Source organism: Pseudomonas sp. 9.2(2024) (assembly GCF_039695385.1).
GTDB lineage: Bacteria > Pseudomonadota > Gammaproteobacteria > Pseudomonadales > Pseudomonadaceae > Aquipseudomonas > Aquipseudomonas paraglycinae.
In genome coordinates this window covers 3,219,204-3,245,496 of sequence record NZ_CP155585.1, presented here as the reverse complement: position 1 = coordinate 3,245,496, position 26,293 = coordinate 3,219,204, and the positions used below count along the sequence as shown (strand labels likewise).

Sequence of the window (26,293 nt, the reverse complement as noted above, 5' to 3'; positions counted from 1 at the left end):
AAGTCCCGTTTCGTTACGCAACTTTTACGGTGGTCATATGAATGCTGTTTTTCGCCTGGCGGTGGTTGAAGATTTGCAAGCGTTGCTCACGCTGGAGATGCACTGTTTCACCACGGATCGGCTCACCCGCCGCAGTTTCCAATGGATGATCACCCGGGCCAACGGGCAATTGTGGGTGGCCGAACGTGAGGGCCAACTCGCCGGTTATGCGTTGGTGCTGTTTCATCGCGGCACCTCGCTGGCCCGACTGTATTCCATTGCGATTGCCCCCGAGGCGCGCGGCGGCGGTCTGGGCAAGCAATTGCTGCAACGGATCGAGACCTGTGCGCTCGATCACGACTGCGCCTACCTGCGGCTGGAAGTGCGCACCGACAACCCCACCGCCATCGCCCTGTACGAGCGCAACGGTTACCGACGCTTTGCCTTGATCCATGACTACTACGAGGATCACGCCGACGCACTGCGTCTGGAGAAACGCATTCTCCAGCACCGCGACTCACGCAACATCAAGGTCCCCTATTACCGACAAACTACCGACTTCACCTGCGGCCCGGCCTGCCTGCTGATGGCCATGGGTGCGTTGCAGGCCGATCGTTTGCTGGAGCGGCGCGAGGAATTGCAGTTGTGGCGCGAGGCAACCACGGTGTTCATGACGGCTGGCCATGGCGGTTGCAGCCCGCAAGGTCTGGCACTGGCAGCCTGGCGCCGGGGTTTCAAAGTGCGTTTGCAACTGAGCATGAGCGGGCCGCTGTTTCTCGATGGCGTGCGCGATGCGCATAAAAAAGACGTCATGCGCCTGGTCCATGACGAGTTCATGGCGCAACTGAACGACACAGACGTCGATCAGGTCATTGGCGTAACGCTGGACTTGCCCGCATTGCTGACCAACGGCGGTCAGCCCCTGGTGCTGATCAGCAGCTATCGCCTGACCCGGTCCAAATCGCCGCACTGGGTGATCGTCACCGACTGCGATGAAGACTTCGTCTACCTGCACGACCCGGATGTCGATCACAGCCAGCATCGTCAGCCCATGGACTGCCAGCACGCGCCGGTCAGCCATGGGGAGTTCGAGAAGATGTGCCGCTTCGGTCGTGGCAAGTTGCGGGCAGCGGTGGTGCTTTACGCCCGCTCGCCCGCATGACGCATTTATTTGAGTCCGACCTTGTACAGCGAACCATCGGACTCATCGGTCAGCACATACAGGTAACCGTCCGGCCCTTGGCGCACATCACGGATCCGCTGCTTCAGTTCGCCCAGCAAGCGTTCCTCATGCACCACCTTGTCGCCGTCGAACTGCAAACGGATCAGCTCCTGCGTCACCAGCGCACCAATGAACACGTTGTGCTGCCAGGGTTTGAAGCGATCGGCATCGTAGAAGGCCATGCCGGTGACGCCCGGGGATTTTTCCCAGACATGGTGCGGCCCTACCGTACCTTCTGCGGTTTTGCCCTTGGCTTCCGGGATCGGTTGCATGGAATAGTTGATGCCGTGGGTCGCCAGCGGCCAGCCGTAATTCTTGCCGCGCTCGATGATGTTCACCTCGTCGCCGCCGCGCGGGCCGTGCTCGTTTTCCCACAGGGTTCCGGTCCACGGATTGAGCGCGGCGCCCTGGGGATTGCGGTGGCCGTAAGACCAGATCTCCGGGCGCACGCCGGACTGGCCGACAAAGGGGTTGTCATCCGGCACCTTGCCGTCGGGGTAGATCCGCACAACCTTGCCTTGCAGCTTGTCCAGGTCCTGCGCGGTCGGACGGTCGTTGTTTTCGCCCAGGGTAATGAACAGGTAACCGTCGCGGTCGAACACCAGTCGCGAGCCGAAGTGGTTGCCGACCGACAGTTTCGGTTCCTGACGGAAAATCACGTTGAAGTCCTTCAGGGTTTTCAGGTCATCCGACAGGCGCCCGCGCCCCACCGCCGTCCCAGCCTTGTCACCCGCACCGCCGCCCTCGGCGTAGGACAGGTACACGAGGCGATCCTGTTTGAAATCCGGTGACAGCACTACGTCGAGCAATCCGCCCTGCCCTTTGGCCCAGACGTCCGGCACACCGGTGATCGGCGCGGACAGTTTGCCGTCAGCGCCTACCACACGCAGGTTACCGGGCCGCTCAGTCACCAGCATGCCCTGACGATCCGGCAGGAAAGCCAAGGCCCATGGGTGCTCGAGCCCTTGGGTAATCGTTGTGACCTCGAGGGTGCCCTGCTCGCTTTGCAGCTCTTTGGGAGCGGCAGCGAACGCCGGGCTAGTGATCAGTGCACTGGCACACAGGCCGGCCAGAAGTGTTTTACGCAACATGCACGATTCCTTTTGTTCGTGTGAAGGGCTGACAGAAGCGGTTCTGCCATTCAACGGTTGCTCCCGCTGTCACGGGCTGGAGGATTGGGGATGAAGGTGGGTGGCGTGCTCGGGACGGAGCGCAGCGGCTGGCCATTGCCGATGCCGCGGTTTTCCAGGGTCGGCGGGCGTGGTACGGGCACCGTGTTCGGCCCGCGAACAGGCGGAGCGCTGGGCTGGGTGCCCTGCATGCTGTTGGGGTTGGCCCGGCGGATCGGGCTGTTGTAGGGGTTGTTGCTGTTGCCGGTCGGACTTTGCGCCAGCAACAACGGTGAATGCGTGATTGCGCCCTCTGCGTGAACCAGACCACCAGTGAGGGCGAGCAATGCAATGCCAAGCAGGAAACGGTTCATGAACGGCCTCTTTCGATGCACGTGGATTAGAGCCTTCGAGTCCACGCTACGCCCAGGGTTCGGATTTGTTAACCCGTCACCGCTAAACAAGATGTAACACGGCTTGACCTGCCGTTTACCGCCGCACCCTGCAAACAACGGAAACTTTTACGCAGGGCCACGGGTCACCCGAACATCACTCGGAGAACAGCACCATGGCTCGGGCAATCTGGAAAGGCGCAATCAGTTTCGGTCTGGTGCACATCCCCGTTGCGCTGGTTTCGGCGACCTCGTCCCAAGGCGTCGATTTCGACTGGCTCGACAGCCGCAGCATGGACCCGGTCGGCTATAAACGGGTCAACAAGGTCACCGGCAAGGAAGTCACCAAGGAGCACATCGTCAAAGGCGTGCAGTTCGAAAAAGGCCGCTATGTGGTGCTCAGCGAGGAAGAGATCCGTTCGGCACACCCGGTTTCGACCCAGACTATCGACATCTTCGCCTTCGTCGACAGCGAGCAAATTCCGTTGCAGAACATCGACACGCCCTATTACCTGGCCCCGGACAAGCGCGGTGGCAAGGTCTACGCCCTTCTGCGTGAAACCCTGAGCAAAACCCAAAAGGTCGCCCTCGCCCGTGTGGTTTTACACACGCGTCAGTATCTGGCCGCGTTGATGCCCCTGGAGTCGGCATTGGTGCTGGTGAAACTGCGCTGGCCTCAGGAAGTGCGCAGCCTTGATGAACTGGCACTGGGCAGCGAAGTGACCAAACCGCAGTTGGCCAAGGGTGAACTGGACATGGCCAAGCGGCTGGTGGAAGACATGACGGCAGACTGGACGCCCGAGGACTACAACGACGAGTTCGAAAACAAGATCATGGCGCTGGTGGACAAAAAGGCCCATGAAGGCAAGATCGAAGACGTTGAAACCGTTTCCGGTGAGGAAGAGCGCAAATCGGCCGATGTTATCGACCTGACCGAACTGCTCAAGCGCAGCCTCGGCGGGAAAGCCACGGCCAAACCGGCGAAGAAGACCGCCAGCAAGGCAACACCAGCGAAGAAGACCAAAAGAGCGTCGTGAAAATGAAATCGGGCGACTGCCTTTCAACAGTCGCCCGATGCGTCAGATCAGAATAAAGATCGCCAGCAGTCCGCCGAAGATCGCCCACTTTTCCATGTAATAGAGCTTGCGATTGCGCTTCTTCAGCTCTTTGCCGCGCAGTCGTATCTTGTAGATTTTGGTAAACAATCGGTTGATGCCACCGGTGCGGTCACCCGCGTCGTTCGGTGCACCGGCCGCCGACATCACGGTACGGCTGAACCAGCCGTTGAACGCCGCTGCCCAGCGATACTTCATCGGACGTTCGACGTCACAAAACAGAATGATGCGATTCTGGTCGGTGGTGTTTTCTGCGTAATGAATGAAGGTCTCATCGAACATCACCGCTTCGCCATCACGCCAGTGATAGTTCTCGCCATCGACGTTGATGTAGCAACCGGCGTCGTTCGGCGTTTCCAGGCCCAGGTGATAGCGGTAGGAACCGGCGTAAGGATCGCGGTGACGCACCAGTTTCGAGCCAGGCGGCAATTCTGCAAACATCGCAGCCTTGATCGAGCCGATGCTCTGCACCAGTTCGGTAGTACGTGGGCACAGTTGCAGTGCCGACGGGTGGCTGTCGCCGTACCACTTCAGGTAGAAACGCTTCCAGCCGGTCTTGAAGAACGAGTTGAAACCGACGTCGTCGTACTGATTCGAGCGCTTGATCTCGCCGGCGCGCAGCAGATTGCGGCCTTCCTCGCGGATTTCTTCCCAGTGGGTCTGTAACGGAGTCAGGTCGGGAAAATCCTTCGGATCGAGATACGGCGTGTTGGGCTTTTTCGAGAACAGATAAAGGAAGCAGTTGATCGGTGCCAGAAACGAAGAGTGATCGCTAAGTTGTCGACCGAGCTTGTGGCGCACGCGACCACGCAGATGAACGTATGCAATGGAAATGACATATACAGCGGCAATGATGAGTTTCACGGAAATCGTCACACGTCAGAAGTGAGCAAACTGCGCGCCTTCAGGGCTGTGGCCCAAGGTCTGTGGCAGTGGTCTGAAATCAAAAAAAACGTCCCGGTGGCGCATCCTTGAGCCCATGCCGGACAAGGCATTGGGTGAATGGATGGCATTTTAGCCACAGTTTGTAACCAATAGTGAACACTCGTCTGTGAAAAACTGTCCCGCGATCGCGCCAAACGGCAATCGGGATGTCACCGCCCTATCGTTTAAAGAGCCAGACCAGTACAATCGCCGCCAAACTTTACGCGCCCCCCTTGGTTGATGACGGGATTGTCCCGCCTCAGCGCACTTCGACTCGGGCCAAGCGCTCCGGCTGCACCCTCGCTACTCAGCACGCTTCGCAGGAAAAACCTTTGATTTCTACAGCTAACATCACCATGCAGTTCGGCGCCAAGCCGCTGTTTGAAAACGTTTCGGTCAAATTCAACGGCGGCAACCGCTACGGCCTGATCGGCGCCAACGGTTGCGGCAAGTCGACCTTCATGAAAATCCTCGGCGGCGACCTCGAGCCGTCCGGTGGCCAGGTCATGCTGGAGCCGAACATTCGCCTGGGTAAATTGCGCCAGGATCAGTTCGCCTACGAAGAATTCACCGTGATCGACACCGTGATCATGGGTCACGAAGAGCTGTGGAAGGTCAAGGCCGAGCGTGACCGCATCTACTCGCTGCCGGAAATGAGCGAAGAAGACGGCATGGCCGTGGCCGAGCTGGAAACCGAGTTCGCCGAGATGGACGGCTACACCGCCGAATCCCGCGCCGGTGAACTGCTGCTGGGTCTGGGTATTCCGCTGGAACAGCATTTCGGCCCGATGACCGAAGTGGCTCCGGGCTGGAAGCTGCGTGTTCTGTTGGCCCAGGCACTGTTCTCCGATCCGGAAGTGCTGCTGCTCGACGAACCGACCAACCACCTGGACATCAACACCATCCGCTGGCTGGAAACGATTTTGACGGCGCGTAACAGCACCATGATCATCATTTCCCACGACCGTCACTTCCTGAACAGCGTCTGCACCCACATGGCCGACCTGGACTACGGCGAGCTGCGTCTGTTCCCGGGCAACTACGACGAGTACATGACCGCGGCGACCCAGTCCCGCGAGCAACTGCTGTCGGACAACGCCAAGAAGAAAGCCCAGATCGCCGAACTGCAAACGTTCGTCAGCCGCTTCTCGGCCAACGCCTCGAAAGCCAAGCAGGCCACTTCCCGTGCCAAGCAGATCGACAAGATCCAGCTGGCCGAAGTCAAGCCATCGAGCCGCGTGAGCCCGTTCATCCGTTTCGAACAGACCAAGAAGCTGCACCGCCAGGCCGTGACCATCGAGCAGATGTCCAAGGGCTTCGACGGCAAGACCCTGTTCAAGAACTTCAGCTTCACCGTTGAAGCCGGCGAGCGCGTGGCGATCATCGGCCCGAACGGTATCGGCAAGACCACCCTGCTGCGCACGCTGATGGGCGAACTGACCCCGGACGCAGGCACAGTGAAGTGGACCGAAAGCGCGGAGCTGGGCTACTACGCTCAGGACCACGCCCACGACTTCGAAGACGACGTCAGCCTGTTCGACTGGATGGGTCAGTGGACTCAGGGCGAGCAAGTGATCCGTGGCACCCTCGGTCGCATGCTGTTCTCCAACGACGAGATCCTCAAGTCGGTGAAGGTGATTTCCGGTGGTGAGCAAGGTCGCATGCTGTTCGGCAAGCTGATCCTGCAAAAGCCGAACGTACTGGTAATGGACGAACCGACCAACCACCTGGACATGGAATCGATCGAGGCGCTGAACCTGGCGCTGGAAAACTACCCGGGCACGCTGATCTTCGTCAGCCACGACCGTGAGTTCGTATCGTCCCTGGCCACCCGCATCATCGAGCTGAGCCCGAACGGCGTGACCGACTTCAGCGGCACCTACGACGATTACCTGCGCAGCCAAGGCGTAGTGTTCTGAGTCGAATCGAGCGGTAAACGGAAAGCCCTGTCCTTGTGACAGGGCTTTTTTTTTCTCATTGCTGATCGTTCCCACGCTCTGCGTGGGAATGCCTCAAGGGAGGCTCCGTGTTCCAGCTCTCGAATGGGACGCAGAGCGTCCCGGGCTGCATTCCCACGCGGAGCGTGGGAACGATCAACATGAGGACGTGAGTGCGTGGTGCGTGGAATCGATCGTTAGCCTGCTTTCTTTTATTTCAGCGCCACGCCATGATGCGGACTCTCCCACCGCCGCCCGCGAACGAGTTCTCATGTCTGCGCAGCAACAGCCACCGCAAAGCTCCATGGCGATCACCCTGCAGATCGTCTCCATCGTTTTCTATACCTTTATTGCCTTCCTCTGCATCGGCCTGCCGATTGCGGTGCTGCCCGGTTACGTGCACGAACAACTGGGTTTCAGTGCCGTGATCGCGGGGCTGGTGATCGGTTCGCAATACCTGGCCACTCTGCTCAGTCGGCCCATGGCCGGGCGCATGTCGGATACCGTCGGGACCAAACGGGCGATTGTTTACGGCTTGTCGGGGATCGTACTCAGCGGCTTGTTGACGCTTGTCTCTACGTTGCTGCAGGACTTCCCGCTGACGAGCCTGATCATCCTGATTGCCGGACGCTTGCTGCTCGGTATCGCGCAAGGGTTGATCGGCGTCGGCACCATCAGTTGGTGCATGGGTCAGGTAGGGGCGGAACATACCGCCCGCTCCATCGGCTGGAACGGCATCGCCTCTTATGGCGCCATCGCCATCGGCGCGCCGTTGGGTGTGCTGATGGTGGCCGACTACGGCTTTACCAGCCTCGGGATCGCGCTCTCGGTACTGGCCGCTGGCGCCCTGTTGCTGATCCGCAACAAGCCTTCGGTGCCGGTGGTGCGCGGCGAACGCCTGCCGTTCTGGAATGTATTCGGACGCATTGCACCGTTCGGCGCCAGTCTGAGCCTGGCTTCCATCGGTTACGGCACCCTGACCACCTTCATCACCCTGTATTACCTCAATCGCGGCTGGACCGGCGCGGCGTACTGCCTGACGGTATTCGGTGTGTGCTTCATCCTGTCGCGACTGCTGTTCATTTCAGCCATCGCACGTTTTGGCGGTTTTGCGTCCGCCATCGCCTGCATGGCCATCGAGACCGTCGGACTGTTGCTGCTGTGGCTCGCACCCTCGACCGCGTACGCCTTGATCGGCGCAGGCCTGGCCGGATTCGGTCTGTCGCTGGTGTATCCAGCGCTGGGCGTTGAAGCGATCAAGCAGGTACCCAACTCCAGCCGTGGTGCCGGGCTGAGTGCCTATGCGGTGTTTTTCGATCTCGCACTGGCGATTGCCGGCCCGTTGATGGGCGCGGTGGCGTTGAATCTGGGGTATTCGTGGATTTTCCTGATCGCTGCACTGCTGTCCGTCACCGGACTGGCGCTGACGTTATGGCTCAAGCGTCGGGCAATGGCCTGAGCCTTTACTGATCCGCCGTCTGCATCCCCGCGCGGGTCGGCCTGCCCAGAGCGTGGGAGAAGAACCGCCCGGCCTCGGAAATCAGGTTGCGATGGATGTCTTCGCGATCCACGCCATCGGCATCGGTGCACAGCGCCGGCATGGCGAGGATCTGCTCTTCGGTGCACGGCGCCATGAACACAAAGTGCCCTGCCCCGGCCAGCAATTTGAAGTCGGGCGCGGTCGGCAGCTTGCGCGCCAGGGCGGCGGCGTTTTTGTCGAAGGCCACCAGTTTGTCGCCGTCACCGCTGTAGAGCAGCACCGGCACGTGCACATCGGCGAGGGTGTGACGACCAAACTTGAGGCTCAGCGGTGCCATCAACAGCAGCGCATGCACGCGCGGATCGGCCACCGGTTGCAGATCGTCGCGATCGACAATCAACTCACCCTGGGTGTTGCAGGCGTCGCGGTCGTCCGGGCGTTCCTGGCAGTAACGGCGCAGACGATCCAGATCAGGCTGTGCGCCGGACAGAATCAACGCGGTCTCGCCGCCTGCCGAATAACCAATGACGCCAACCTGATCAGCATTCACGTACGGCGCGAGCATGCGGTCGCCCAACGTGGCGGTAATGGCTTCGGAAATCTGGATCGGCCGGCCGTAAAGGTTGCTCAGCGTACCGAGGCGGCTGTGATCCTTGGAGTTGTCGCCGGGGTGAATCACCGCCACCACCACAAAGCCCTTGCGTGCCAGTGACGTGGCCAGATCGTGCAGCGCCAAGGGCGTGCCGGTGTTGCCGTGGGACAGCATCAGCATCGGGAAGCGGCCGATGGCGACTTTGGTGTCTTCGCCGGCCTCGACCGAATAGCCTTCGAGCAGGCTCATGTGTTCGCGATCGCTGGAGGGATAGAACGCGATGGCACGCATCGGTTGCAGGTCGAGCGGGTCGAGGAACGTCATCTCGTGATAGCCGACGCTCCAGCGTGGGTGCTGCCCGGGCGCAGCGTGCACTGAATTCAGGCTGCCGAGCAGGCAAATCAGTAACGCTGCACAAAGACGCATCATGGGATGCCCCACCCTGTTGTTACTCAATCGAAAGATCAGTTGTGTTCGACGCCCGAAATTCCGAGGTTCGGTGATCCGGCGCGGCGTTGCACTCAGACGTTGATCATCAGACTGCATAACCCGGGCCAGATTATGTAACAGTCGGAAACAAAAAACTCCGTATCTGGCCCTTGCGGATCCAGAATACAGAGTTTTTTTGGGTTTGCCTGAACAGGAGCTGTTCTTTACGCAAGCCTTACGCGGCGGCGAACAGTTGCTCGCTGATCTTCGCCTGAGCAGCGCTCATGGCGCTGTTGCGCACTTCTTCGCCATAGGCCAGGCCTTCAGCACGCACGACTTCGATGTCGGTGATGCCGAGGAAGCCGAATACCAGCTTCAGGTAGTCTTCGTGCGCCACGCCCGAAGCTTGACCTGCGTGGATGCCGCCAGCGGTGGACACGATCACCACTTTCTTGCCACCGCACAGGCCTTCAGGGCCGGCTTCAGTGTAGCGGAAGGTCTGGCCGGCAACGGCAATGCGGTCGATCCAGGCTTTGAGCTGGGTCGGCACGGTGAAGTTGTACATCGGTGCAGCGACGACGATGGCGTCGGCGGCGATGAATTCGGCCAGGGTGGTGGCGCTCAGTTCGGCTTCGTGCTGTTGTGCGGCGTTGCGCAGTTCAGCGGTGGTGCCGGCGGCAACCAGAGTGGTCGACGAGAAGTGGCTGATGGCGTCGGCGGCCAGGTCGCGGTAGGTCACGACAGCGCTTGGCTCGGCGGCTTGCCAGGCTTGAGTCACTTGACTGCTCAGCTGACGGGAAGCGGAGTTGTCGCCCAGAATGCTCGAATCGATGTGCAGCAGTTTCATGTGGAATCTCCTGGAATGAATCGCCGGTGGCGACGGAATGGAGACAATCCTACCGACGAAACCAATAGCTGATTAGACGGCAACAATGCGATAGTTTGTCCCACTGATAGAACAGTCGGATTTCCCCATGCAAGACCTCAACGATCTCTACTATTTCGCCAAAGTGGTCGAGGCTGGCGGATTCGCCGCCGCCGGCCGCTTGCTGGGCATTCCCAAGTCACGCCTTTCACGGCGCATCGCCGAGCTGGAAGAACGCCTCGGCGCACGCTTGCTGCAACGCACCACTCGCCAATTGAAGCTGACGGCAGTCGGCGAACGCTATCTGCGTCACTGTCAGGCAATGCTGCTGGAAGCGGAAATGGCCGACGAGACGGTCGCCAGCATGTCCAGCGAGCCTCGCGGACGCCTGCGCGTTTCAAGCCCTACCGGGCTGGCCCATGAAATGCTGCCAGTGGTGATCAGCAATTTCCTTGGCAAATACCCTCAGGTGCAGCTGGAAGTCACCCTGATCAATCGCCGGGTCGACCTGATTACCGAAGGCATCGACGTGGCCCTGCGCGTGCGCGAGCACGGCGATGAAGAACCGATGCTGGTGACCCGCCGCCTGCGGCAAGCGCAAATGGTGGTGGTGGCTAGCCCTTCCTTTATACAAGGCGTGGAAATCAATCATCCGCAAGACTTGAAGAACTTGCCGGTGTTAGGCGCTTTGGAAGCCGACCGCATGGTGCACGTGCGCCTGCTCGATCAGCATGGCAAGAGTTGCGATCTGGCGCTGGAGGCACGACTGGGGATCGACGATTTCATCGTGCGCAAGGCGTGTGTGCTGGCCGGCCAGGGTTTCACCCTGTTGCCGATGATGTATTGCGAAGCCGAGTTGAATAACGGCACGCTGGTGCAATTGTTGCCGGACTGGTCACTGCCTGGCGGCTGGCTGCAAGCGGTGTATCCGCATCGGCGCGGGGTGATGCCGGCGGTGCGCGCGTGGATCGATCATCTGGTCGAATCGTTCAATGCCTGTGGAGAACGGCTGTTATGAAACAAGGGAAGATGAGCGAGAAGGACGTCGCAGAGTTCTGCCTGGCCCTGCCCGGCGCCCGGGAAGATTACAAATGGGGTGGCGTGCGGGTGTTTTCGATTGCCGGCAACAAGATGTTCGCCTTGCAGGGATTGCGCGGTGATTCGCTGGCATTCAAGGTCGACAAGGACCTGTTTCTCGGTCATTGCGACCGACCGGGCATTCACCCGGCGCCGTATCTCGCCCGGGCGCAATGGATCATCATGCACCCGCCCTACCCGCTGCGCGCCGAGGAACTGCAAGGGTTGCTGCAGCGCTCCCATCAACTGGTGGTGAGCAAGCTGCCCAAGCGCGTGCAGATCGGGCTGTTGCTCTAGAACAGCGCCAACAGGTTGGAACCGAGGAACAACTGATCGATCCAGAACACCTGGTGCAACGCCACGATCATCCAGAACAGCACCTGAAACGACACCTTGCGCGTCTTGTGCCGGAAGACCTGCTGGGCGATCAACGCGCCAGGCCAGCCGCCGGCCAGTTCCACGGCGTGGAGGATGTTTTCCGGCGTACGCCAGGCGTCGGCGCGCGCCTTGCGTTTGTCCGCCCAGTACAGGAAAAACGCCAGCACGCTGACCAGCCCGTAAGCCGTCAGCGGTACCAGGGAAATCCCGCGCAGCCACATCGACAGCGAGCCGGACAACGGCAACGCGCAGACGATCAGCAGCACCACCAGCTTCAATTTCAGATGCTGAACATTGCCACCGGAAGGTCCGCGTTCCGGGCGACGTGCGCGGGAATCACTCATGGCTGGGCGGCCGTCCAGTCGACCCAGCCGAACTGCCAGGTCGCCAGAATCACCAGACCGAAGACGATCCGATACCAGGCGAACGCCGCGTAGCTGTGGCTGCCAATAAACTTGAGCAAACCGCGCACGGCGATCATGGCGAAGATGAAGGCCGTGACAAAACCGATGGCGAACACCGGAAAATCTGCCGGTACGAACAGGTCGCGATACTTGTAGCCCGAGTACACCGCCGCACCGACCATGGTGGGCATCGCCAGGAAGAACGAAAACTCGGTGGCGGTTTTGCGCGACAGGCCGAACAGCAGGCCGCCGATGATGGTCGAGCCAGAGCGCGAGGTGCCGGGGATCATTGCCAGGCACTGGGCGAAGCCAATCTTCAGTGCATCCGTCCAGCGAATCTCGTCGACCGTTTCGGCATGGACTTCATGCTGACGCTGTTCGGCCCACAGCATCACGATCCCGCCCACCACCAGCGCGGCGGCAACGGTGATCGGGTTGAACAGGTAGTGATGAATCAAGTCGGCGAAGATCACCCCCAACACCACGGCGGGCATGAAAGCGATCAGCAGGTTGACCGTGAAGCGCCGCGCACTCGGCTGGGTCGGCAAGCCGATGACCACGTCGAGAATCTTGCGTCGAAACTCCCAGACCACCGCGAGAATCGCGCCGAGCTGAATGATGATGTTGAACGCCATGGCCCGCTCGCCTCCGAAATCGAGCAAGTCGGCAACAATGATCTGGTGTCCGGTACTGGAAATGGGCAAAAACTCCGTCAGCCCCTCTACAACTCCAAGAATTAGTGCCTGCAAGGCCGTCCAAAGATCCATCAATCCCCCAGAGAGCGATGCGCAGCGGCATGCTCCGATAGTATTTTTTACGTTCACTTCGTTCAGCGTAGCTGGTTGTAGCTGTACCGATTCCGCACGCGCAGGATCCACACGAAACAGTCAAAATTCCGTGAAAAATCAATTTGGATTCAGGTTTTCACGCGCGGGGCCGAAATCCTAACAGACAAGTCGTAATCGCGCTGCCGCGTTCTACGACTTGGGTCGCGTATGCCCGGTCACCGAAACGTGGTTGGATGCTGGCGGTGGTTTATTACAAGAAAAAGAATCCGGAGTGACAGCGTTATGAACAGCTTGCGCAGTGTGTCGATCAGCCGACGCTTGTGGCTCATCTTGATTGTGGCGGTGGTCATGCTCCTGACGTTGGGCGTGTTGATGCTCAAGCAGATCCACGATGACCTGTATCACGCCAAGGCCCAGAAAACCCAGCATGTGGTGCAGACCGCCAGCGGTTTGCTGACCTACTACCAAGGCCTCGAAGCGGCAGGCACCCTGACCCGCGACGTGGCGCAGAAACAGGCGCTGACCGCGATCCGCGGCCTGCGTTATGACCAGAACGACTACTTCTGGATCAACGACCTCACGCCCGTGATGGTCATGCACCCGACCAACCCAAAGCTTGAAGGCCAGAACCTCTCGGCGATACGGGATCCGGACGGTTTTGCGGTGTTCAACGAAATGGTCGCCATCGCCAAGGCCAAGGGCGCCGGCATGGTCGATTATCGCTGGCCCAAACCCGGCGCCAGTGAACCGGTGGCCAAGACCTCCTACGTGAAACTGTTCGAGCCGTGGGGCTGGGTCATCGGTTCGGGCGTGTACGTCGACGACGTGCAGGCCGAGTTTCAGGGGCAGGTGATCAAGGCGTCGGTGGTCGGGCTGGTCATCGCGGTGATCATGGCGCTGCTGGTGATCCTGATCGCGCGCAGCATCGTCCGCCCGTTGCAGGAAACCGTGAACGCCATGGCCAACATTGCCAGCGGCGAAAGCGATCTGACTCGCAGCCTCGACACCCACGGCCAGGACGAAGTCACTCAACTGGCCCATCACTTCAATGCCTTCACCGCCAAGCTGCGCCGGGTGATCGGTGACTTGCAGGTGTCCGCCAGCGCACTGGGCCAGTCATCCAGCGATCTGGGCAACGACGCGGCGCAGGCCCAGCAACGCAGCCATCAGCAGTCGCAGCAAATGGAGCTGGTGGCCACCGCCGTCAACGAAGTGACCTACGGCGTGCAGGACGTAGCGAAGAACGCCGAACACGCCGCCAGCGAAATGCGTGACGCCGAAGCCCAGGCCCAGCAGGGCCAGATCAACATCGACGGCAGCCTGCAACAGATCGACAAGCTGTCCGGCACCATCGATCAGGCCGTCGAAGTCATTCGCACGCTGGCGACCGAAAGCACGCAGATCGGCAGCGTGCTGGAGGTGATCCGCTCGATCGCCGAGCAGACCAACCTGCTGGCCCTCAACGCCGCGATTGAAGCGGCTCGCGCCGGCGAACAGGGTCGCGGTTTTGCGGTGGTGGCCGACGAAGTGCGTTTGCTGGCGCAACGCACGCAGAAGTCCACGGCGGAAATCCAGACGATGATCGAACGCCTGCAAAACCACTCCGAAGCCGCCGTGAAGGTGATCGGCGACAGCAGCAAGGCTTCGCAACTGACTATAGAACAGGCCGGCCTGGCCAGTGCGAGCCTGAATGCCATCGGCCAGGCGCTGCGCAACCTCAACGGCCTGAACGCCTCTATTGCCAGCGCAACGCTGCAGCAGGCGCACGTGGTCGAGGACATCAATCAGAACGTCACCCAGGCGGCGGGCTTGTCCCACAGCACCGCGCTGGCGGCCGAACAGTCGAGCGTGGCGAGTGTGAAACTCGGCCAGCTCAGCGAACAACTGAACGGGCTGCTGCGCCAGTTCCGCGTCTGATAGCCCTTGCAGGTGGGAACTCGTTTCCCACCTGTTTTTCGGTACAATCCGCTCCCTCTTTTATTCCCCCCAAGGATTCTGCATGTCCGGGCTTGAACTGTTTGCCGCCGCTCTCGGCGTGATCGCCGTGTGGCTCACGGTCAAACAGAACCCGTGGTGCTGGCCGATCGGGCTGGTCATGGTGTCGCTCTACACTTGGGTGTTCTTCGAGGTGAAGCTGTATTCGGACATGCTGCTTCAGGTGGTTTATGCCGGGCTGCAAATCTATGGCTGGTGGCAGTGGACGCGGGCCGGAACGATGCATGACGGGCGCGAAGTCAGCCGGCTCGACAATCGCTCGATTGTGCAGGGGCTGGTGATCGGGGCAGTGGGCAGTCTGTTGCTGGGCGCGGCCATGGCCCAATGGACTGACGCTGCGCAACCGTGGCTCGACGCGGCGCTGACCGGTTTCAGCCTGGTCGCGCAATTCTGGATGGCCCACAAGCGCCTGCAATGCTGGGCGCTGTGGTTTGTGCTGGATGTGATCTTCGTCGGGCTGTTCCTCTATAAAGGGCTGTACCTCACGGCGGCGCTGTATGCCCTGTTCACCCTGATCGCGGTGCAAGGCTGGCGCGAATGGCGTGCCGATCCGGCGTTGCAACGATGAAAGTAATCGTTCTGACCGGCCCCGAATCCACGGGCAAGAGCTGGCTGGCGGCTGGAATCCAACAGCAGTTCGGCGGTTTGCGGGTGGACGAGTATGTGCGCTGGTTCATCGAGCAGAACCAGCGGGATACTTGCCTGGCCGATATCCCCGAGATCGCGCGCGGCCAGTTGCAATGGGAAGACGCGGCACGCACGCAGCAGCCGCAATTGCTGATTCTCGATACCCATCTGTTGAGCAACATTCTGTGGAGCCAGACCCTGTTCGGCGACTGCCCGCCCTGGCTGGAAACCGAATTGCTGGCCCGTCATTACGACTTGCACCTGCTGCTCTCCCCCGAGCAGATCGAGTGGACGGACGATGGTCAGCGCTGCCAGCCCGATTTCAGTGAACGGCTCGCGTTCTATCAGGCCACCCGGACCTGGCTGGAAATCCATCACCAACCCTTGCAGATCATTCAGGGCAACTGGCTCGAACGCCAGCAGCAAGCCTTCGACGCGGTCCGCGCCCTGCTCGCGGACTGACCCGGTTTTCGGGGCGTTTGCCCCGCCGCAGCCCCCTGTTTTGGGGCCAAAGTGTCCGTTCCTGAAACACTCTTTCGGGTGCAAAGTGCCCGTATCAGCGCCCTTCATGCCTTTGTCATCCGACTTGTTACGCGGTTGAAACACTGCCCTGCAAACCCTTGTTCCAGAGCTTTGCAATGGCTATGGGGGGCGGGGAAGGTCCTGGCCTGTTTCAGCGTTGAAACAGTTTTTGTATCAGCCCTGCGCTAATCCAACCCAAGGCACTGAAATTCAAAGATATTTCAAAAGCGGCACAGCTTTCGCTCTCTCCTTCACAACGCTGACCAGGCCAGCCCACTGAAGAAGGAATTGCCACCGTGGGAAATATCAAAAAAGCCTTTACCTGCCTTCTGCTGATCGGATCAGCCGCCAGCCCGTTTCTCAGTTTCAACGTTCAGGCCGAAGGCAATGGCGTGATCGTGCTCAATCGTGACGTCCAGCCGATCCCGATCGGCCGCAGCGGCGGCAAAGACCCGTACCCCACCACCGTCAATGCCAATCCTTCGGGCCGCATCGGTCAAGCAATGACCAGCACCGAACTCAACGACGGTGAATTTGCCAGTGTAGCCAGCGGCTCCTCGATTCGCGGCAGCATCACCACCCCGACTTCGAACATCCCCGGCATGAACACTGTAACCAACCCCAATGGTTTGCCAGGCATGGGAGGTGGTCACGGCGGCGGCGCCGGCGGCTCGATCTCCAATACCGTCAACCGTGCCATGAGCTCCGGTCTTGCTCCGCTGACCCGTATGGCTGGAGGCCAATAAATGAATCGCTCTCTGCTCCTGCTCGCCCTCCTCGGCTGCACCAGCGTCATGGCCGACCCAAGCTCTGTGAACAACGCGAACATTCAAGACACCGGCATCCAGTATCGCGGCAACTACAACGTCAACCAGGCGGCAGGCGACCAGATGCAACAGACCAATACCAAAGCAATCGCCATTGGCACCAATGCCAGTGCGACCACCAGTGTCATCCAGCACATCAACACACCCGCCGAGCGCACTGGCAATGCCAGCGCCACCATTGGCGGCAACTCTTTCAGCAATGGCAACGGAATCCTGGGCGTGAATCAGGGCGCCGGGGCCAACAACCAGATGGCCAACGTTACGCGCGTCAGCATCAGTGCTGCCCCGCAGAGCGTTGACGATAGCGCCCTTTCCCAACAGAACGTGGCGTTGTTACCGAGCTCAGGAGCAACTGGCACCTCACCCGGCAGTCGCCAGGTCACCACAAGTGATCAGGCCTTCACCGGCAGCCGAGGGGTAATCCAGGTGAACCAGAGTGCCGGGGTGGGGAACCGAATGGCTAACACCCTGAGCATCCGGGTCGCTGACTGACCCAAACAACAAAAGCAGTGCAATTAGAAAGTACCAACACTTAACCAACTAATAAGCACGACGGAGAAACACCATGAAACCTACAATGGCCCTCAAACCACTGGTTTTCGCACTCGCAGCAGTGATGGCAATCGCAGCACAGGCAGGCGGTCGTGATGATAATCACGGTCATGGTAACGGGCATGGCAACCATGAACCAAAAGGCCCAACCCTGGAACAACTGCTGCAAATCGGCGCTGGCGCCGGGGCGGCAGTGCTCGACACGCAAAGCAGCTCTGGCAACCTGGTCGGCAACCAAGGCACCAAAAATGATGCCTCCGTCCGCGACTCGGCCAATGGCACCAACGGCAACGTTGGCATGAACAACACCGCCGGCGATGGCAACCAGCAAGACAATGCCGCCGCTCTGGCCACTGCCGATGAAAGTTTCATCTTCGGCTCTGCGGTGTCGGTCTCCAGCGCAACTCAAGTCAACACCAACAACGCCGTTGCGAACTACTCCACCACAAACAACGCCAACCTCAACAACGTGGGTAACGGCGGTTCCGGCAACATTGGCGTGAACAACAGTGCCGGCAACTTCAACCAACAGAAAAACAACCTGGCAATTGCTGTATCGGGTGGTCGTGTAGCTAACGCCGCTGCTGCTGCGAACCAAACCTCCACTGGCCTGACCGTAGCCAACAACGGCACTCAAACCTACAAAAAAGATACCCTCACCGGTACTTTCGCCGGGGCTGGCGCGTTCTACGCGAAGGGCACTGCAAAAATCGAAGACGACGATCACGGTCATGGCGGATATGGCAATAACGACAGAGGCCATGGTGGCGACAAAGATCAAAAAGCCAAATTCGAAGCAGTGGGCGTCTTTGGCCTGGCAGGTGTGACCACTCAACAAGTGATGACCCCTGATGGCTGGAAAAACCCTGTGACCAACAACGCTTCCATCTCCAATGTTGGTAACAACTTCTCGGGTAACGCTGGTTACAACAACGCCGCTGGTGTTGGCAACCAACAAAGCAACTCGCTGTCCATCGCCGCAGGTTGCAAAGCCTGCATGTAATCGCGATCGAAACGAAAGCCCCGGAAACGGGGCTTTTCCTCAGTCCCAAAGGCGTATCGATCATGCGTAAGACTGCCCTCCTCGCTCTGCTTTGCTTCTGCGGCCTGACCCAGGCTGCCCAGATGCCCGTTGCCGCCCTGCCTGGCGGCACACTCGTCTACAAGAACGTGCAAAGCATTCGTGAGCGCAAGTTTGCCGACATCGTCGAACAGAAAACCGACTTCAGCTGCGGCGCCGCCGCACTGGCCACGGTATTGCGCCAGGCTTATTGGCTCGACGTCGATGAGGAGCACATCATCAAAGGCATGCTGGTCAACGCTGACCAGGACCTTGTTCGTACTCAGGGTTTTTCCATGCTGGACATGAAACGCTACATAGAAAGCATCGGCATGCGCGCCAGGGGCTACAAGATTCCGCCGGAAAAACTCGACGCAGTCACGATCCCGGTGGTGGTACTGATGGAAATTCGCGGCTACAAGCATTTCGTGGTGATGCAGCGGGCGGACAAGGATTGGGTTTACATCGGAGACCCGGTTTTAGGACACAAACGCTACTCCCATGATGACTTTGTCAAAGGTTGGAACGGCATTGTCTTTGCCATCGTCGGCCCCGGATATGACAAGGCCAATGCCTTGCGCAGCCCTCCGGTACCGGTGACGGCCAAAAACAAGCTGGATGCCTTCAACCCGGTCAAAGATGCTGAATTGATGGACTTCGGGTTCATACAGAGCGACTTCTTTTAATCGCCGATTACAAGAGTGGGGCTGGATGTCCCGGGAGCAGCAGATGAAAACCTCATACTGGCTGGCCGCCGCCTGCCTGGCAGCGAGCGCGTCAGGCTATGCCAATGCAGGATTCAAACCCATCGAAATCAAGGACCAGGAGCTCGCTGAGCTACGCGGTCGCTATGTCATGCCGGGCCGGATCATCAGCTTCGGTGTCGTCATGAGCAGTACCTGGCGCAACGCCAGTGGAGATCTGATCGGGGCCTCGGCCACGATGCAATTGCAGGCAGCTTCGCTAAAACCCGAATTCTACGTCTCGACCATCAAGGAACACGGCAATGGCAGTACCCCGGAACTGGGGACTGGCTCGGTCGTGGGTGGCGCGGGACTCAACTCCAGCCAGGGCGTGACGCAGAGTGTGCGCGCCGCTGGCGACGGCAACGCCGCCTACAACAACGTTGCGATCAACGTCAAAGAAGCCAGTCAGGCACCTGCACTGATGCCTGCCCAGGGCCAGGCCTTGATGGCCGGCCAGACCATTTCCGGCAGCAACGGCGCTGGCAGCGTCGCGGTTTCAGCCACAAATGGCGGAGTGCAAATGGCCATTCAGGCCTCCGGCAATCAGGGTACAGCCTTGCAACAGGTCGCCCAGGGCGGACTGCTGCAAAACACCCGTCTGCTGGGTAACGCGAACGTAGTCAACAACCTGACACAACTCAACGTTGTCCTTAACAATAACGGCATGAGTGCCGGCGCACTGGACTGCAACCTGACTCAACTCAGGGCACTACGCAACATCGGATATTGAACTACGCTGAGTCTCGATCATTGGGCTTAAAGGGACGGCTTATTCATGTATCGATCAGTATCACTGCGTGCTGCTGTATGTTTGAGTACTCTTCTACCCGCGGCGATGCTGCAAGCTGCACCCGACGCCGATGTAGAAGCCCTGAAACAGGAACTTCTGGAGCTTAAGCAACGATACGAAGTACAACAGAAAGCCCTGGCGGTGCTCGAACAACGGGTCCGCCAGGTCGAAGAGCAACCCGCCTCCCCGCCCCCAAAACGCTTGGCAAAATCGCCTTCGGACATGAAAGGCAACCGGGTGGCCGCAGGGACCGGGGCTGCAGCAGCGTCGGGGGGCGCCGCCGGGGGCAGTGGCGCGTCCTATGGCCAGTCGCTGGCCGACGATTCACAACCGGCACAGAGTGTGTCCAACCTGTACGACGAAGCCAGCGGCTTCTTTGGCGGCGGCAAGTTCAGCTTTGAAACCGGCGTGACCTATTCACGCTACGACACCCGCCAGCTGATTCTCAACGGCTTCCTCGCCCTGGACTCGATTTTCCTCGGCAACATCAACCTCGACCGGATCAAGGCCGACACCTGGACCCTCGACCTGACGGGACGCTACAACTTTGACAACCGCTGGCAGTTCGACCTGAACGTGCCGGTGGTCTACCGTGAATCGACCTATCAGTCCGGCGGCGGCAACGGCGGCGCCTCAAACGTCACCACCGAACAGGACGTAAGCCGCGAACCGACTATCGGCGACGTCAACTTCGGCATTGCGTACAAGTTCCTGGACGAGTCGGTCAATACCCCGGACGCCGTGGTTTCCTTGCGGGTCAAGGCGCCTACGGGCAAGGACCCGTTCGGGATCAAGCTGCGCCAGACCGATGCCAACTCGAACCTGTTCGTGCCTGACACCCTGCCCACCGGCAACGGCGTCTGGTCGATCACCCCGGGCATCTCGCTGGTCAAGACGTTTGACCCGGCCGTGCTGTTTGGCAGCCTGTCCTACACCCATAACTTCGAGGAATCGTTCGACGACATCAGCTCGACCGTCAACCAGAAAAACCCGGGCAAGGTACGCATCGGCGACAGCTTCCAGATTGGCGCGGGTGTTGCCTTCGCTCTGAACGAGAAGATGAGTATGTCGTTCTCCGTCTCTGACCTGGTGCAACGCAAGAGCAAGCTGAAACAGGATGGCGGGGATTGGGAATCGGTGGTGTCCAGCGACGCCAATGCCGGTTACTTCAACGTCGGCATGACCATTGCGGCCACCGACAACCTGACCATCGTGCCCAACCTGTCCATCGGCATGACGGACGATGCCCCGGACTTCTCCTTCAGCCTGAAATTCCCGTACTACTTTTAAACAGCAACATCATGAAAAGGCCCGCTGCGACTTGCATCGCAGCGGGCCTTTTCAGCTTCCTGTCTTCAGGAAGCACCGCGCCCTAGCGGATCTGGTGCTTGTGCAGCAAACGGTAGAAGGTCGGCCGGGAAACCCCCAGCACTTTGGCCGCCACACTGAGATTGTCACTGTGGCGGTTCAATACGTCGCACAACGCCTGGCGTTCGGCGCGGGTCTTGTAGTCTTCAAGCGTGCCCATCGGTGCAGCGATCGACTGTTGGCTGATCAGCCCCAGGTCTCGGGCCTCGATCTGCCGTCCTTCGGCCAGTACCAGACCGCGGCGTACGCGGTTGGCCAGCTCGCGGACATTGCCCGGCCAATCGTGCTTGCCCATGGCGATCAGCGCGTCTTCGCTGAAACTGCGCGGACGACGGCCGGTTTCGTGGCTGTAGAAATGGGAGAAATGGTTGGCCAGCATCGACAGGTCGCCGTGGCGTTCGCGTAAAGGCGCGGTGACTACTTGCAGCACATTGAGCCGGTAGTACAAGTCTTCACGAAAGCGTTTCTTCTCGATGGCAGCTTCGAGGTCGACGTGAGTCGCCGCCAGCACCCGCACATCCACCGGTATCGGCTGACTGCCGCCCACCCGTTCAATGTGTTTTTCCTGCAGAAAGCGCAACAGATTGGCTTGCAGTTCCAGCGGCAGATCGCCGATTTCATCGAGAAACAAGGTGCCGCCATTGGCTGCTTCAATACGCCCGACCTTGCGTTGATGCGCACCGGTGAACGCGCCTTTCTCGTGGCCGAACAGCTCGGACTGGATCAAGTGTTCGGGAATCGCTCCGCAGTTGATCGCCACAAACGGTTTGCTGTGGCGTTGCGACTGTCGGTGCAGGGTGCGGGCGACCAGTTCTTTACCGGTCCCGCTTTCGCCACGAATAAGCACTGGTGACTCGGTGGGCGCCAGTTTGCTCAGCAACTTGCGTAGCTCACGGATCGGTTTGCTGTCGCCGAGCAGCTCATGTTCCGGCTGATCCACGTGAATCGTGCCCTGACCGCGCAGGCGCGCCATGCCGAACGCGCGGCCAAGGGTGACCTGCACCCGTGACACGTCGAACGGCAAGGTATGGAAATCGAAAAACCATTCGCAGACGAAATCGCCGACGTTCTGCAAGCGCAGCACTTCCTGATTCAGCACGGCGATCCATTCGGTGCCGCTGCGGCTGATCAGCTCTTTGACGGCTTCGGGGCGTTCCAGGTGAAAAGGCTGTAACCGCAACAGGCCGACATCGCAGCTTCGATCGGCGGCATTTTCCAGGCTACAACTGTCGACGTCCCAACCCACGGCACGTAAACCAGGGAGCAATCGGTGACAGTCGTCGCACGGGTCGACGACCAATAAACGTCTTAATGCAGGCGCTTCGCTCATGACTGTTCCTTGGCGCCAAATTTTAGGAAATGATCGTAAAAACAGTCATTTGGCAAACCTGACTGTTACATTAGCAAGAATTTGACGGCGTCTTGTATCGATTGCTTATAGATGTACAAGTGAAGCAGTTATAAGAAGCCGGTTTATTAGTTAGCTATCGACTTGATTCTTTCGCCAGGCTTTCAAAACCTGTCTGAATATTGAGTGTATGAAAGAAAGTCGAAATTTCTTCAGATTCTGTGTGACCCGCCAGCGGGTTGCGTGCATCAGTACAAGTAACTCGCCGAACGGTAAGCCCAACCGACGGCACATCACTTGATTGGGCACTAATAGAGAGAAGACCCCATGACCGCCCCGCTCCGTATCAACGAAGCTCTTTTGATTGCCAACCGCGCATTTAAACCTTTTCAATGCGTCGCCTGGGCACCACAAGACGGCAATGGCGAACTGAGCCTGACCGTCATCGACCGCACCAACTCTCACATCGGTCGTACTCAGATTCCAAGCAGTGCCTACTCTGACCCGGCGCAACTTGAACACCTGCTGCAACAAGCCCGCGCCGAACTGAGCGAAGAAGGTTACGCGCTGCAATCGTGGTCGATGCCACACTGATATTTGCGGGCAATGCGGATGACGATCAAGTCATCCGCCCTCTTCTGTTAGTTGCGGTTATTTTTCCAACTTCAGTCTCTTTGTACAACTTTCCTCAATACTTTCGCGCCTGAATGCTTGGCAGGCTTGCGACTGGTTCAAAAAGACACTGTTCTGGCACAGTGCGACCCTCCACCTGTTAGTTCTGTCAGTTGTACTTGCGCGTATTCAGGGATTGAATGTTCCGCTCATGCAGTTACCCGTTCCGCCTCCCGGAAATCGGTCGACTCGCAAGGAGAAGCATGCATGTCATCCCAGATCGCCATAGCGCTGCCGACGCTTGCGAATAACGCCGGACAACTCGACAAGGCCTTTTCCAGCAACGGTGTGGCACAGGTCTACTTCTCCGGCAGTACGTCCAGCCTGACTCAGAGCGTGGCGCTCGATGGGCAAGGTCGGATTCTGGTCGCCGCCAAGGTGGGCACCGCTCAAGGCAGCCGTTTCGGTCTGGCCCGCCTGCTCGAAGACGGCTCGGCGGATCTGGAGTTCGGTTTTCAAGGCAGCGTGATCGGCCGGTTCGCTGCCGGTTTCGAAGCCACCGGCAGCAAGGTGCAGGTCTTGCCAGACGGGCGGATTCTGCTGGCGGGTCTGCACTACGAATCGGAACATCGCTCCCTGCCCGCCTTGGCTCTGTTCGATGCCCAGGGCCGCCCTGACCCGGATTTTGGTGACAACGGCCGGAAAATTGTCCGCCTACCCGGCGACCTGTCCATGGGCACCCGAGATGCCTGGCTCCCGCCGGGCGTTCCGGGCGCCGAAGCCTGTGATTTCGCGGTGCAGCCCAACGGGCATATCCTGCTGATCGCCAACCATCACTTCGAACTGGCCGATCACGTCGGCATACTGATTCGCCTCAAACCCGACGGCCGCCTGGATCCCTCCTTCAACGGTCGCGGATTCGTCATGGTTCGCCACTTGCTGCTCAATACCTGGCTCGGCGGCCTGCTGTTGCAAGAAGACGGAAGAATCGTGGTGGCCGGCTCCATCGATTTCCCACAGGAAGGCCTGCTCGCCCGCTATCTGCCGGACGGGCAACTCGACGAACGCTTCGCAGTAGACGGTTTTCTGGCCTTCAAAGTCCACGGGCGCAGTGCGCTGGTCAATCAGGTCATCGAATCGGCAGAGCATCTGCATTGTTTTGGCAGCAGTCGCGATCCGATTCGATGCATGGCGCAGTCCGTCCATGGCAACGGTCGGCCCGACCTGCACTGCAACGGTGGTCAGCCGCACCTGCTGGAAGTCGGCCCAAGCGGATGTCAGTGGAGCGCGGCACAAGTGATGCCGGACGAGCGCATCATCGCGGTCGGCGCGACGATCGGCGGGGTTGAAGCTGACTTTATCGTCGCCCGCTATCTGGCCAACGGCAGCCTTGATCGAAGCTTCGGTTCCGGTAATGGCTGGTTGCGTACGCGGCTGGGGCGCAGCCTCGATACCGCTACTTCAGTGGCGATTCAAACGAATGGCGAAATTCTGGTGGGCGGTTATACGCTGGATGGCAACCACCGTGCAGTGGTCGCACGTTATCTGAATCACTGATGCGAACCTTCCCACACTTGATCTTGCCCATCGCTTACGGCAACTTGCGCGCTTCTTAATACAAGGAGCAACCAATGTCCGGTTCGATGGCCCAGGCGTTCGCGCACAACTTTCTCGGGCATTCACCCCGCTGGTACAAGGCGTGCATCGTCGGGTTTCTGCTACTCAATGCGCTTGTGCTGTGGGCCGCAGGTCCCGTCGCCGCCGGATGGTTGCTGGTGATCGAGTTCATTTTCACCCTGGCAATGGCGCTCAAGTGCTACCCGCTGATGCCTGGCGGCTTGCTGCTGATCGAAGCGCTGCTGCTGAAAATGACCACGCCACAGGCGCTGTACGAAGAGCTGCAGCACAATTTCCCGGTGATTCTGCTGCTGATGTTCATGGTCGCCGGCATCTACTTCATGAAAGACCTGCTGCTGTTCCTGTTCTCGCGTCTGTTGCTGGGCGTGCGTTCGAAGGCGCTGCTGGCCCTGATGTTCTGCTTTTTGTCGGCGTTTCTGTCGGCGTTTCTCGACGCACTGACCGTGACCGCAGTGATCATCAGCGCCGCCGTGGGCTTCTATTCGGTTTACCACCGGGTGGCCTCCGGCAACGATCCGCGCCAGGACAGCGAATTCAGCGATGACCAGCATCTGCCCCAACTGCATCACGAGGATCTGGAACAGTTTCGTGCCTTTCTGCGCAGCCTGTTGATGCACGGCGCTGTCGGCACTGCATTGGGCGGGGTCTGCACCCTGGTGGGCGAACCGCAGAACCTGCTGATCGGCCATGAGATGGGTTGGCACTTCGCCGAATTCTTCCAAAAAGTCGCGCCGGTGTCGCTACCAGTGCTGGTCGCGGGACTGGTGACCTGCCTGCTGCTGGAGAAACTGCGCTGGTTCGGCTACGGCACGCTGCTGCCGGACAACGTACGCGTCGTGCTGGCTAACTACGCCGCTGAAGACAACGCCGAGCGCACCCCGCGCCAACGCGCCGCCCTGCTGGTGCAAGGCTGCGCTGCGCTGATCCTGATTGCCGGGCTGGCGTTCCATATCGCTGAAGTCGGCTTGATCGGCCTGATGGTGATCGTGCTGATCACGGCTTTCACCGGCATCACCGACGAGCACCGACTGGGCAGCGCCTTCAAGGACGCCATGCCGTTCACCGCGCTCTTGGTGGTGTTCTTCGCCGTGGTGGCGGTGATTCACGACCAGCAACTGTTTGCGCCGCTGATCCAGTGGGTGCTGGCACTTCCGGCCGATCAGCAGCCGGGGATGCTGTTCATCGCCAACGGTCTGCTGTCGGCGATCAGTGACAACGTGTTCGTTGCAACAATCTACATCACTGAAGTGAAACAGGCGTTCCTGTCCGGCCACATGAGCCGCGAACACTTCGAGACGCTGGCGATTGCGATCAACACCGGCACCAACCTGCCGAGCGTGGCGACGCCCAATGGTCAGGCAGCGTTTCTGTTTCTGCTGACGTCGGCGATTGCACCGCTGGTGCGCTTGTCCTACGGGCGGATGGTGTGGATGGCGTTGCCCTACACCGTGGTGATGGGATTGCTCGGCTGGTACGCCGTGAGTTACTGGCTGTAGAAACAACAACGGGAGCCCTGG

26 protein-coding genes are annotated in these 26,293 nt (G+C 59.6%); 18 read left to right on the top strand and 8 right to left on the bottom strand.

Annotation, left to right across the window (positions count from 1 at the left end):
- The first annotated feature begins 37 nt into the window (after positions 1-37).
- Complete coding sequence (gene rimI / locus ABFB52_RS14540) at positions 38-1,141, top strand: ribosomal protein S18-alanine N-acetyltransferase (protein ID WP_129972759.1); 1,104 nt, start codon at positions 38-40, stop codon at positions 1,139-1,141.
- Between the two features lie 5 nt (positions 1,142-1,146).
- Here rimI and ABFB52_RS14535 read toward each other — a convergent pair whose 3' ends face one another.
- Both ABFB52_RS14535 and ABFB52_RS14530 read right to left on the bottom strand, forming a co-directional pair.
- The gene (locus ABFB52_RS14535; protein WP_129972760.1) at positions 1,147-2,292 is read right to left on the bottom strand and encodes a PQQ-dependent sugar dehydrogenase; all 1,146 of its coding nucleotides are present in this window, start codon (positions 2,290-2,292) and stop codon (positions 1,147-1,149) included.
- 50 nt (positions 2,293-2,342) lie between these two features.
- Positions 2,343-2,684, bottom strand: a complete 342-nt coding sequence (locus ABFB52_RS14530; protein WP_102686228.1) for a hypothetical protein — start codon at positions 2,682-2,684, stop codon at positions 2,343-2,345.
- Positions 2,685-2,878: 194 nt separating this feature from the next.
- On the opposite strand from ABFB52_RS14530, the gene ABFB52_RS14525 reads away from it, so the two are divergent.
- Positions 2,879-3,739 carry a Ku protein gene (locus tag ABFB52_RS14525; RefSeq protein WP_129972761.1) on the top strand — a complete coding sequence of 287 codons (861 nt, stop codon included), beginning with the start codon at positions 2,879-2,881 and terminating at the stop codon, positions 3,737-3,739.
- Positions 3,740-3,781: 42 nt separating this feature from the next.
- Here ABFB52_RS14525 and lpxO read toward each other — a convergent pair whose 3' ends face one another.
- Positions 3,782-4,681, bottom strand: a complete 900-nt coding sequence (lpxO, locus tag ABFB52_RS14520; protein ID WP_102718826.1) for a lipid A hydroxylase LpxO — start codon at positions 4,679-4,681, stop codon at positions 3,782-3,784.
- A 392-nt stretch (positions 4,682-5,073) separates the two neighbouring features.
- Here lpxO and ABFB52_RS14515 point away from each other — a divergent pair, with 392 nt between their 5' ends.
- A complete protein-coding gene (locus ABFB52_RS14515) occupies positions 5,074-6,660 on the top strand; it encodes an ABC-F family ATPase (protein ID WP_045121838.1) in 1,587 nt (528 codons plus the stop codon).
- Between the two features lie 289 nt (positions 6,661-6,949).
- The gene (locus tag ABFB52_RS14510) at positions 6,950-8,137 is read left to right on the top strand and encodes an MFS transporter (protein ID WP_085745769.1); all 1,188 of its coding nucleotides are present in this window, start codon (positions 6,950-6,952) and stop codon (positions 8,135-8,137) included.
- Positions 8,138-8,141: 4 nt separating this feature from the next.
- Here ABFB52_RS14510 and ABFB52_RS14505 read toward each other — a convergent pair whose 3' ends face one another.
- Positions 8,142-9,179, bottom strand: a complete 1,038-nt coding sequence (locus tag ABFB52_RS14505) for a dienelactone hydrolase (protein WP_085745770.1) — start codon at positions 9,177-9,179, stop codon at positions 8,142-8,144.
- A 235-nt stretch (positions 9,180-9,414) separates the two neighbouring features.
- A complete protein-coding gene (locus ABFB52_RS14500) occupies positions 9,415-10,026 on the bottom strand; it encodes an FMN-dependent NADH-azoreductase (RefSeq protein ID WP_102686230.1) in 612 nt (203 codons plus the stop codon).
- Between the two features lie 127 nt (positions 10,027-10,153).
- On the opposite strand from ABFB52_RS14500, the gene ABFB52_RS14495 reads away from it, so the two are divergent.
- On the top strand, positions 10,154-11,062 hold the full coding sequence (locus tag ABFB52_RS14495; protein ID WP_102686231.1) for a LysR substrate-binding domain-containing protein: 909 nt from the start codon (positions 10,154-10,156) through the stop codon (positions 11,060-11,062).
- A complete protein-coding gene (locus ABFB52_RS14490) occupies positions 11,059-11,418 on the top strand; it encodes an MmcQ/YjbR family DNA-binding protein (protein ID WP_129972762.1) in 360 nt (119 codons plus the stop codon). Before ABFB52_RS14495 ends, ABFB52_RS14490 begins: the two co-directional genes overlap by 4 nt.
- Here the strand turns inward: ABFB52_RS14490 and ABFB52_RS14485 are convergent.
- The gene (locus ABFB52_RS14485) at positions 11,415-11,843 is read right to left on the bottom strand and encodes a DUF1294 domain-containing protein (RefSeq protein ID WP_129972763.1); all 429 of its coding nucleotides are present in this window, start codon (positions 11,841-11,843) and stop codon (positions 11,415-11,417) included. The two genes, ABFB52_RS14490 and ABFB52_RS14485, sit on opposite strands and share 4 nt — an antisense overlap.
- Entirely contained in the window at positions 11,840-12,670 is an 831-nt protein-coding gene (locus tag ABFB52_RS14480; protein ID WP_085745775.1) for an undecaprenyl-diphosphate phosphatase, read from the bottom strand. Before ABFB52_RS14480 ends, ABFB52_RS14485 begins: the two co-directional genes overlap by 4 nt.
- A gap of 303 nt (positions 12,671-12,973) precedes the next feature.
- Between ABFB52_RS14480 and ABFB52_RS14475 the strand changes: the two genes are divergently transcribed.
- From ABFB52_RS14475 to ABFB52_RS14435, 9 genes are all read left to right on the top strand, one after another.
- Positions 12,974-14,608 (top strand): methyl-accepting chemotaxis protein, encoded by a 1,635-nt coding sequence (locus ABFB52_RS14475; RefSeq protein WP_129972764.1) that lies wholly within the window; start codon positions 12,974-12,976, stop codon positions 14,606-14,608.
- Between the two features lie 82 nt (positions 14,609-14,690).
- On the top strand, positions 14,691-15,254 hold the full coding sequence (gene pnuC / locus ABFB52_RS14470; RefSeq protein WP_129972765.1) for a nicotinamide riboside transporter PnuC: 564 nt from the start codon (positions 14,691-14,693) through the stop codon (positions 15,252-15,254).
- Entirely contained in the window at positions 15,251-15,775 is a 525-nt protein-coding gene (locus tag ABFB52_RS14465) for an AAA family ATPase (protein ID WP_085745778.1), read from the top strand. The genes pnuC and ABFB52_RS14465 overlap by 4 nt, the downstream gene beginning before the upstream one ends.
- A 356-nt stretch (positions 15,776-16,131) precedes the next feature.
- Positions 16,132-16,581, top strand: coding sequence for a hypothetical protein (locus ABFB52_RS14460; protein WP_085745779.1), 450 nt, complete (start codon positions 16,132-16,134; stop codon positions 16,579-16,581).
- Positions 16,582-17,154, top strand: coding sequence for an adhesin (locus ABFB52_RS14455; protein ID WP_102718819.1), 573 nt, complete (start codon positions 16,582-16,584; stop codon positions 17,152-17,154).
- A gap of 73 nt (positions 17,155-17,227) precedes the next feature.
- Positions 17,228-18,217: a heme utilization protein gene (locus ABFB52_RS14450; protein WP_102718818.1), complete on the top strand. Its 990-nt coding sequence runs from the start codon at positions 17,228-17,230 to the stop codon at positions 18,215-18,217.
- A 62-nt stretch (positions 18,218-18,279) separates the two neighbouring features.
- Complete coding sequence (locus ABFB52_RS14445; RefSeq protein WP_007957477.1) at positions 18,280-18,960, top strand: C39 family peptidase; 681 nt, start codon at positions 18,280-18,282, stop codon at positions 18,958-18,960.
- Positions 18,961-19,003: 43 nt separating this feature from the next.
- Positions 19,004-19,750: a hypothetical protein gene (locus tag ABFB52_RS14440; RefSeq protein ID WP_129972766.1), complete on the top strand. Its 747-nt coding sequence runs from the start codon at positions 19,004-19,006 to the stop codon at positions 19,748-19,750.
- 45 nt (positions 19,751-19,795) lie between these two features.
- On the top strand, positions 19,796-21,100 hold the full coding sequence (locus ABFB52_RS14435; protein WP_129972767.1) for a transporter: 1,305 nt from the start codon (positions 19,796-19,798) through the stop codon (positions 21,098-21,100).
- A gap of 82 nt (positions 21,101-21,182) precedes the next feature.
- Here the strand turns inward: ABFB52_RS14435 and ABFB52_RS14430 are convergent, their stop codons facing one another.
- Positions 21,183-22,508: a sigma-54 dependent transcriptional regulator gene (locus tag ABFB52_RS14430; protein WP_007957480.1), complete on the bottom strand. Its 1,326-nt coding sequence runs from the start codon at positions 22,506-22,508 to the stop codon at positions 21,183-21,185.
- Between the two features lie 345 nt (positions 22,509-22,853).
- Here ABFB52_RS14430 and ABFB52_RS14425 point away from each other — a divergent pair, with 345 nt between their 5' ends.
- The 3 genes from ABFB52_RS14425 to nhaB all read left to right on the top strand — a co-directional run bounded on the left by ABFB52_RS14425 (position 22,854) and on the right by nhaB (position 26,272).
- Positions 22,854-23,120, top strand: coding sequence for a hypothetical protein (locus ABFB52_RS14425; protein ID WP_085683766.1), 267 nt, complete (start codon positions 22,854-22,856; stop codon positions 23,118-23,120).
- 285 nt (positions 23,121-23,405) lie between these two features.
- Positions 23,406-24,695, top strand: coding sequence for a hypothetical protein (locus ABFB52_RS14420; RefSeq protein WP_129972768.1), 1,290 nt, complete (start codon positions 23,406-23,408; stop codon positions 24,693-24,695).
- Between the two features lie 74 nt (positions 24,696-24,769).
- Positions 24,770-26,272: a sodium/proton antiporter NhaB gene (nhaB, locus tag ABFB52_RS14415; protein ID WP_102686237.1), complete on the top strand. Its 1,503-nt coding sequence runs from the start codon at positions 24,770-24,772 to the stop codon at positions 26,270-26,272.
- Positions 26,273-26,293: the final 21 nt, after the last annotated feature.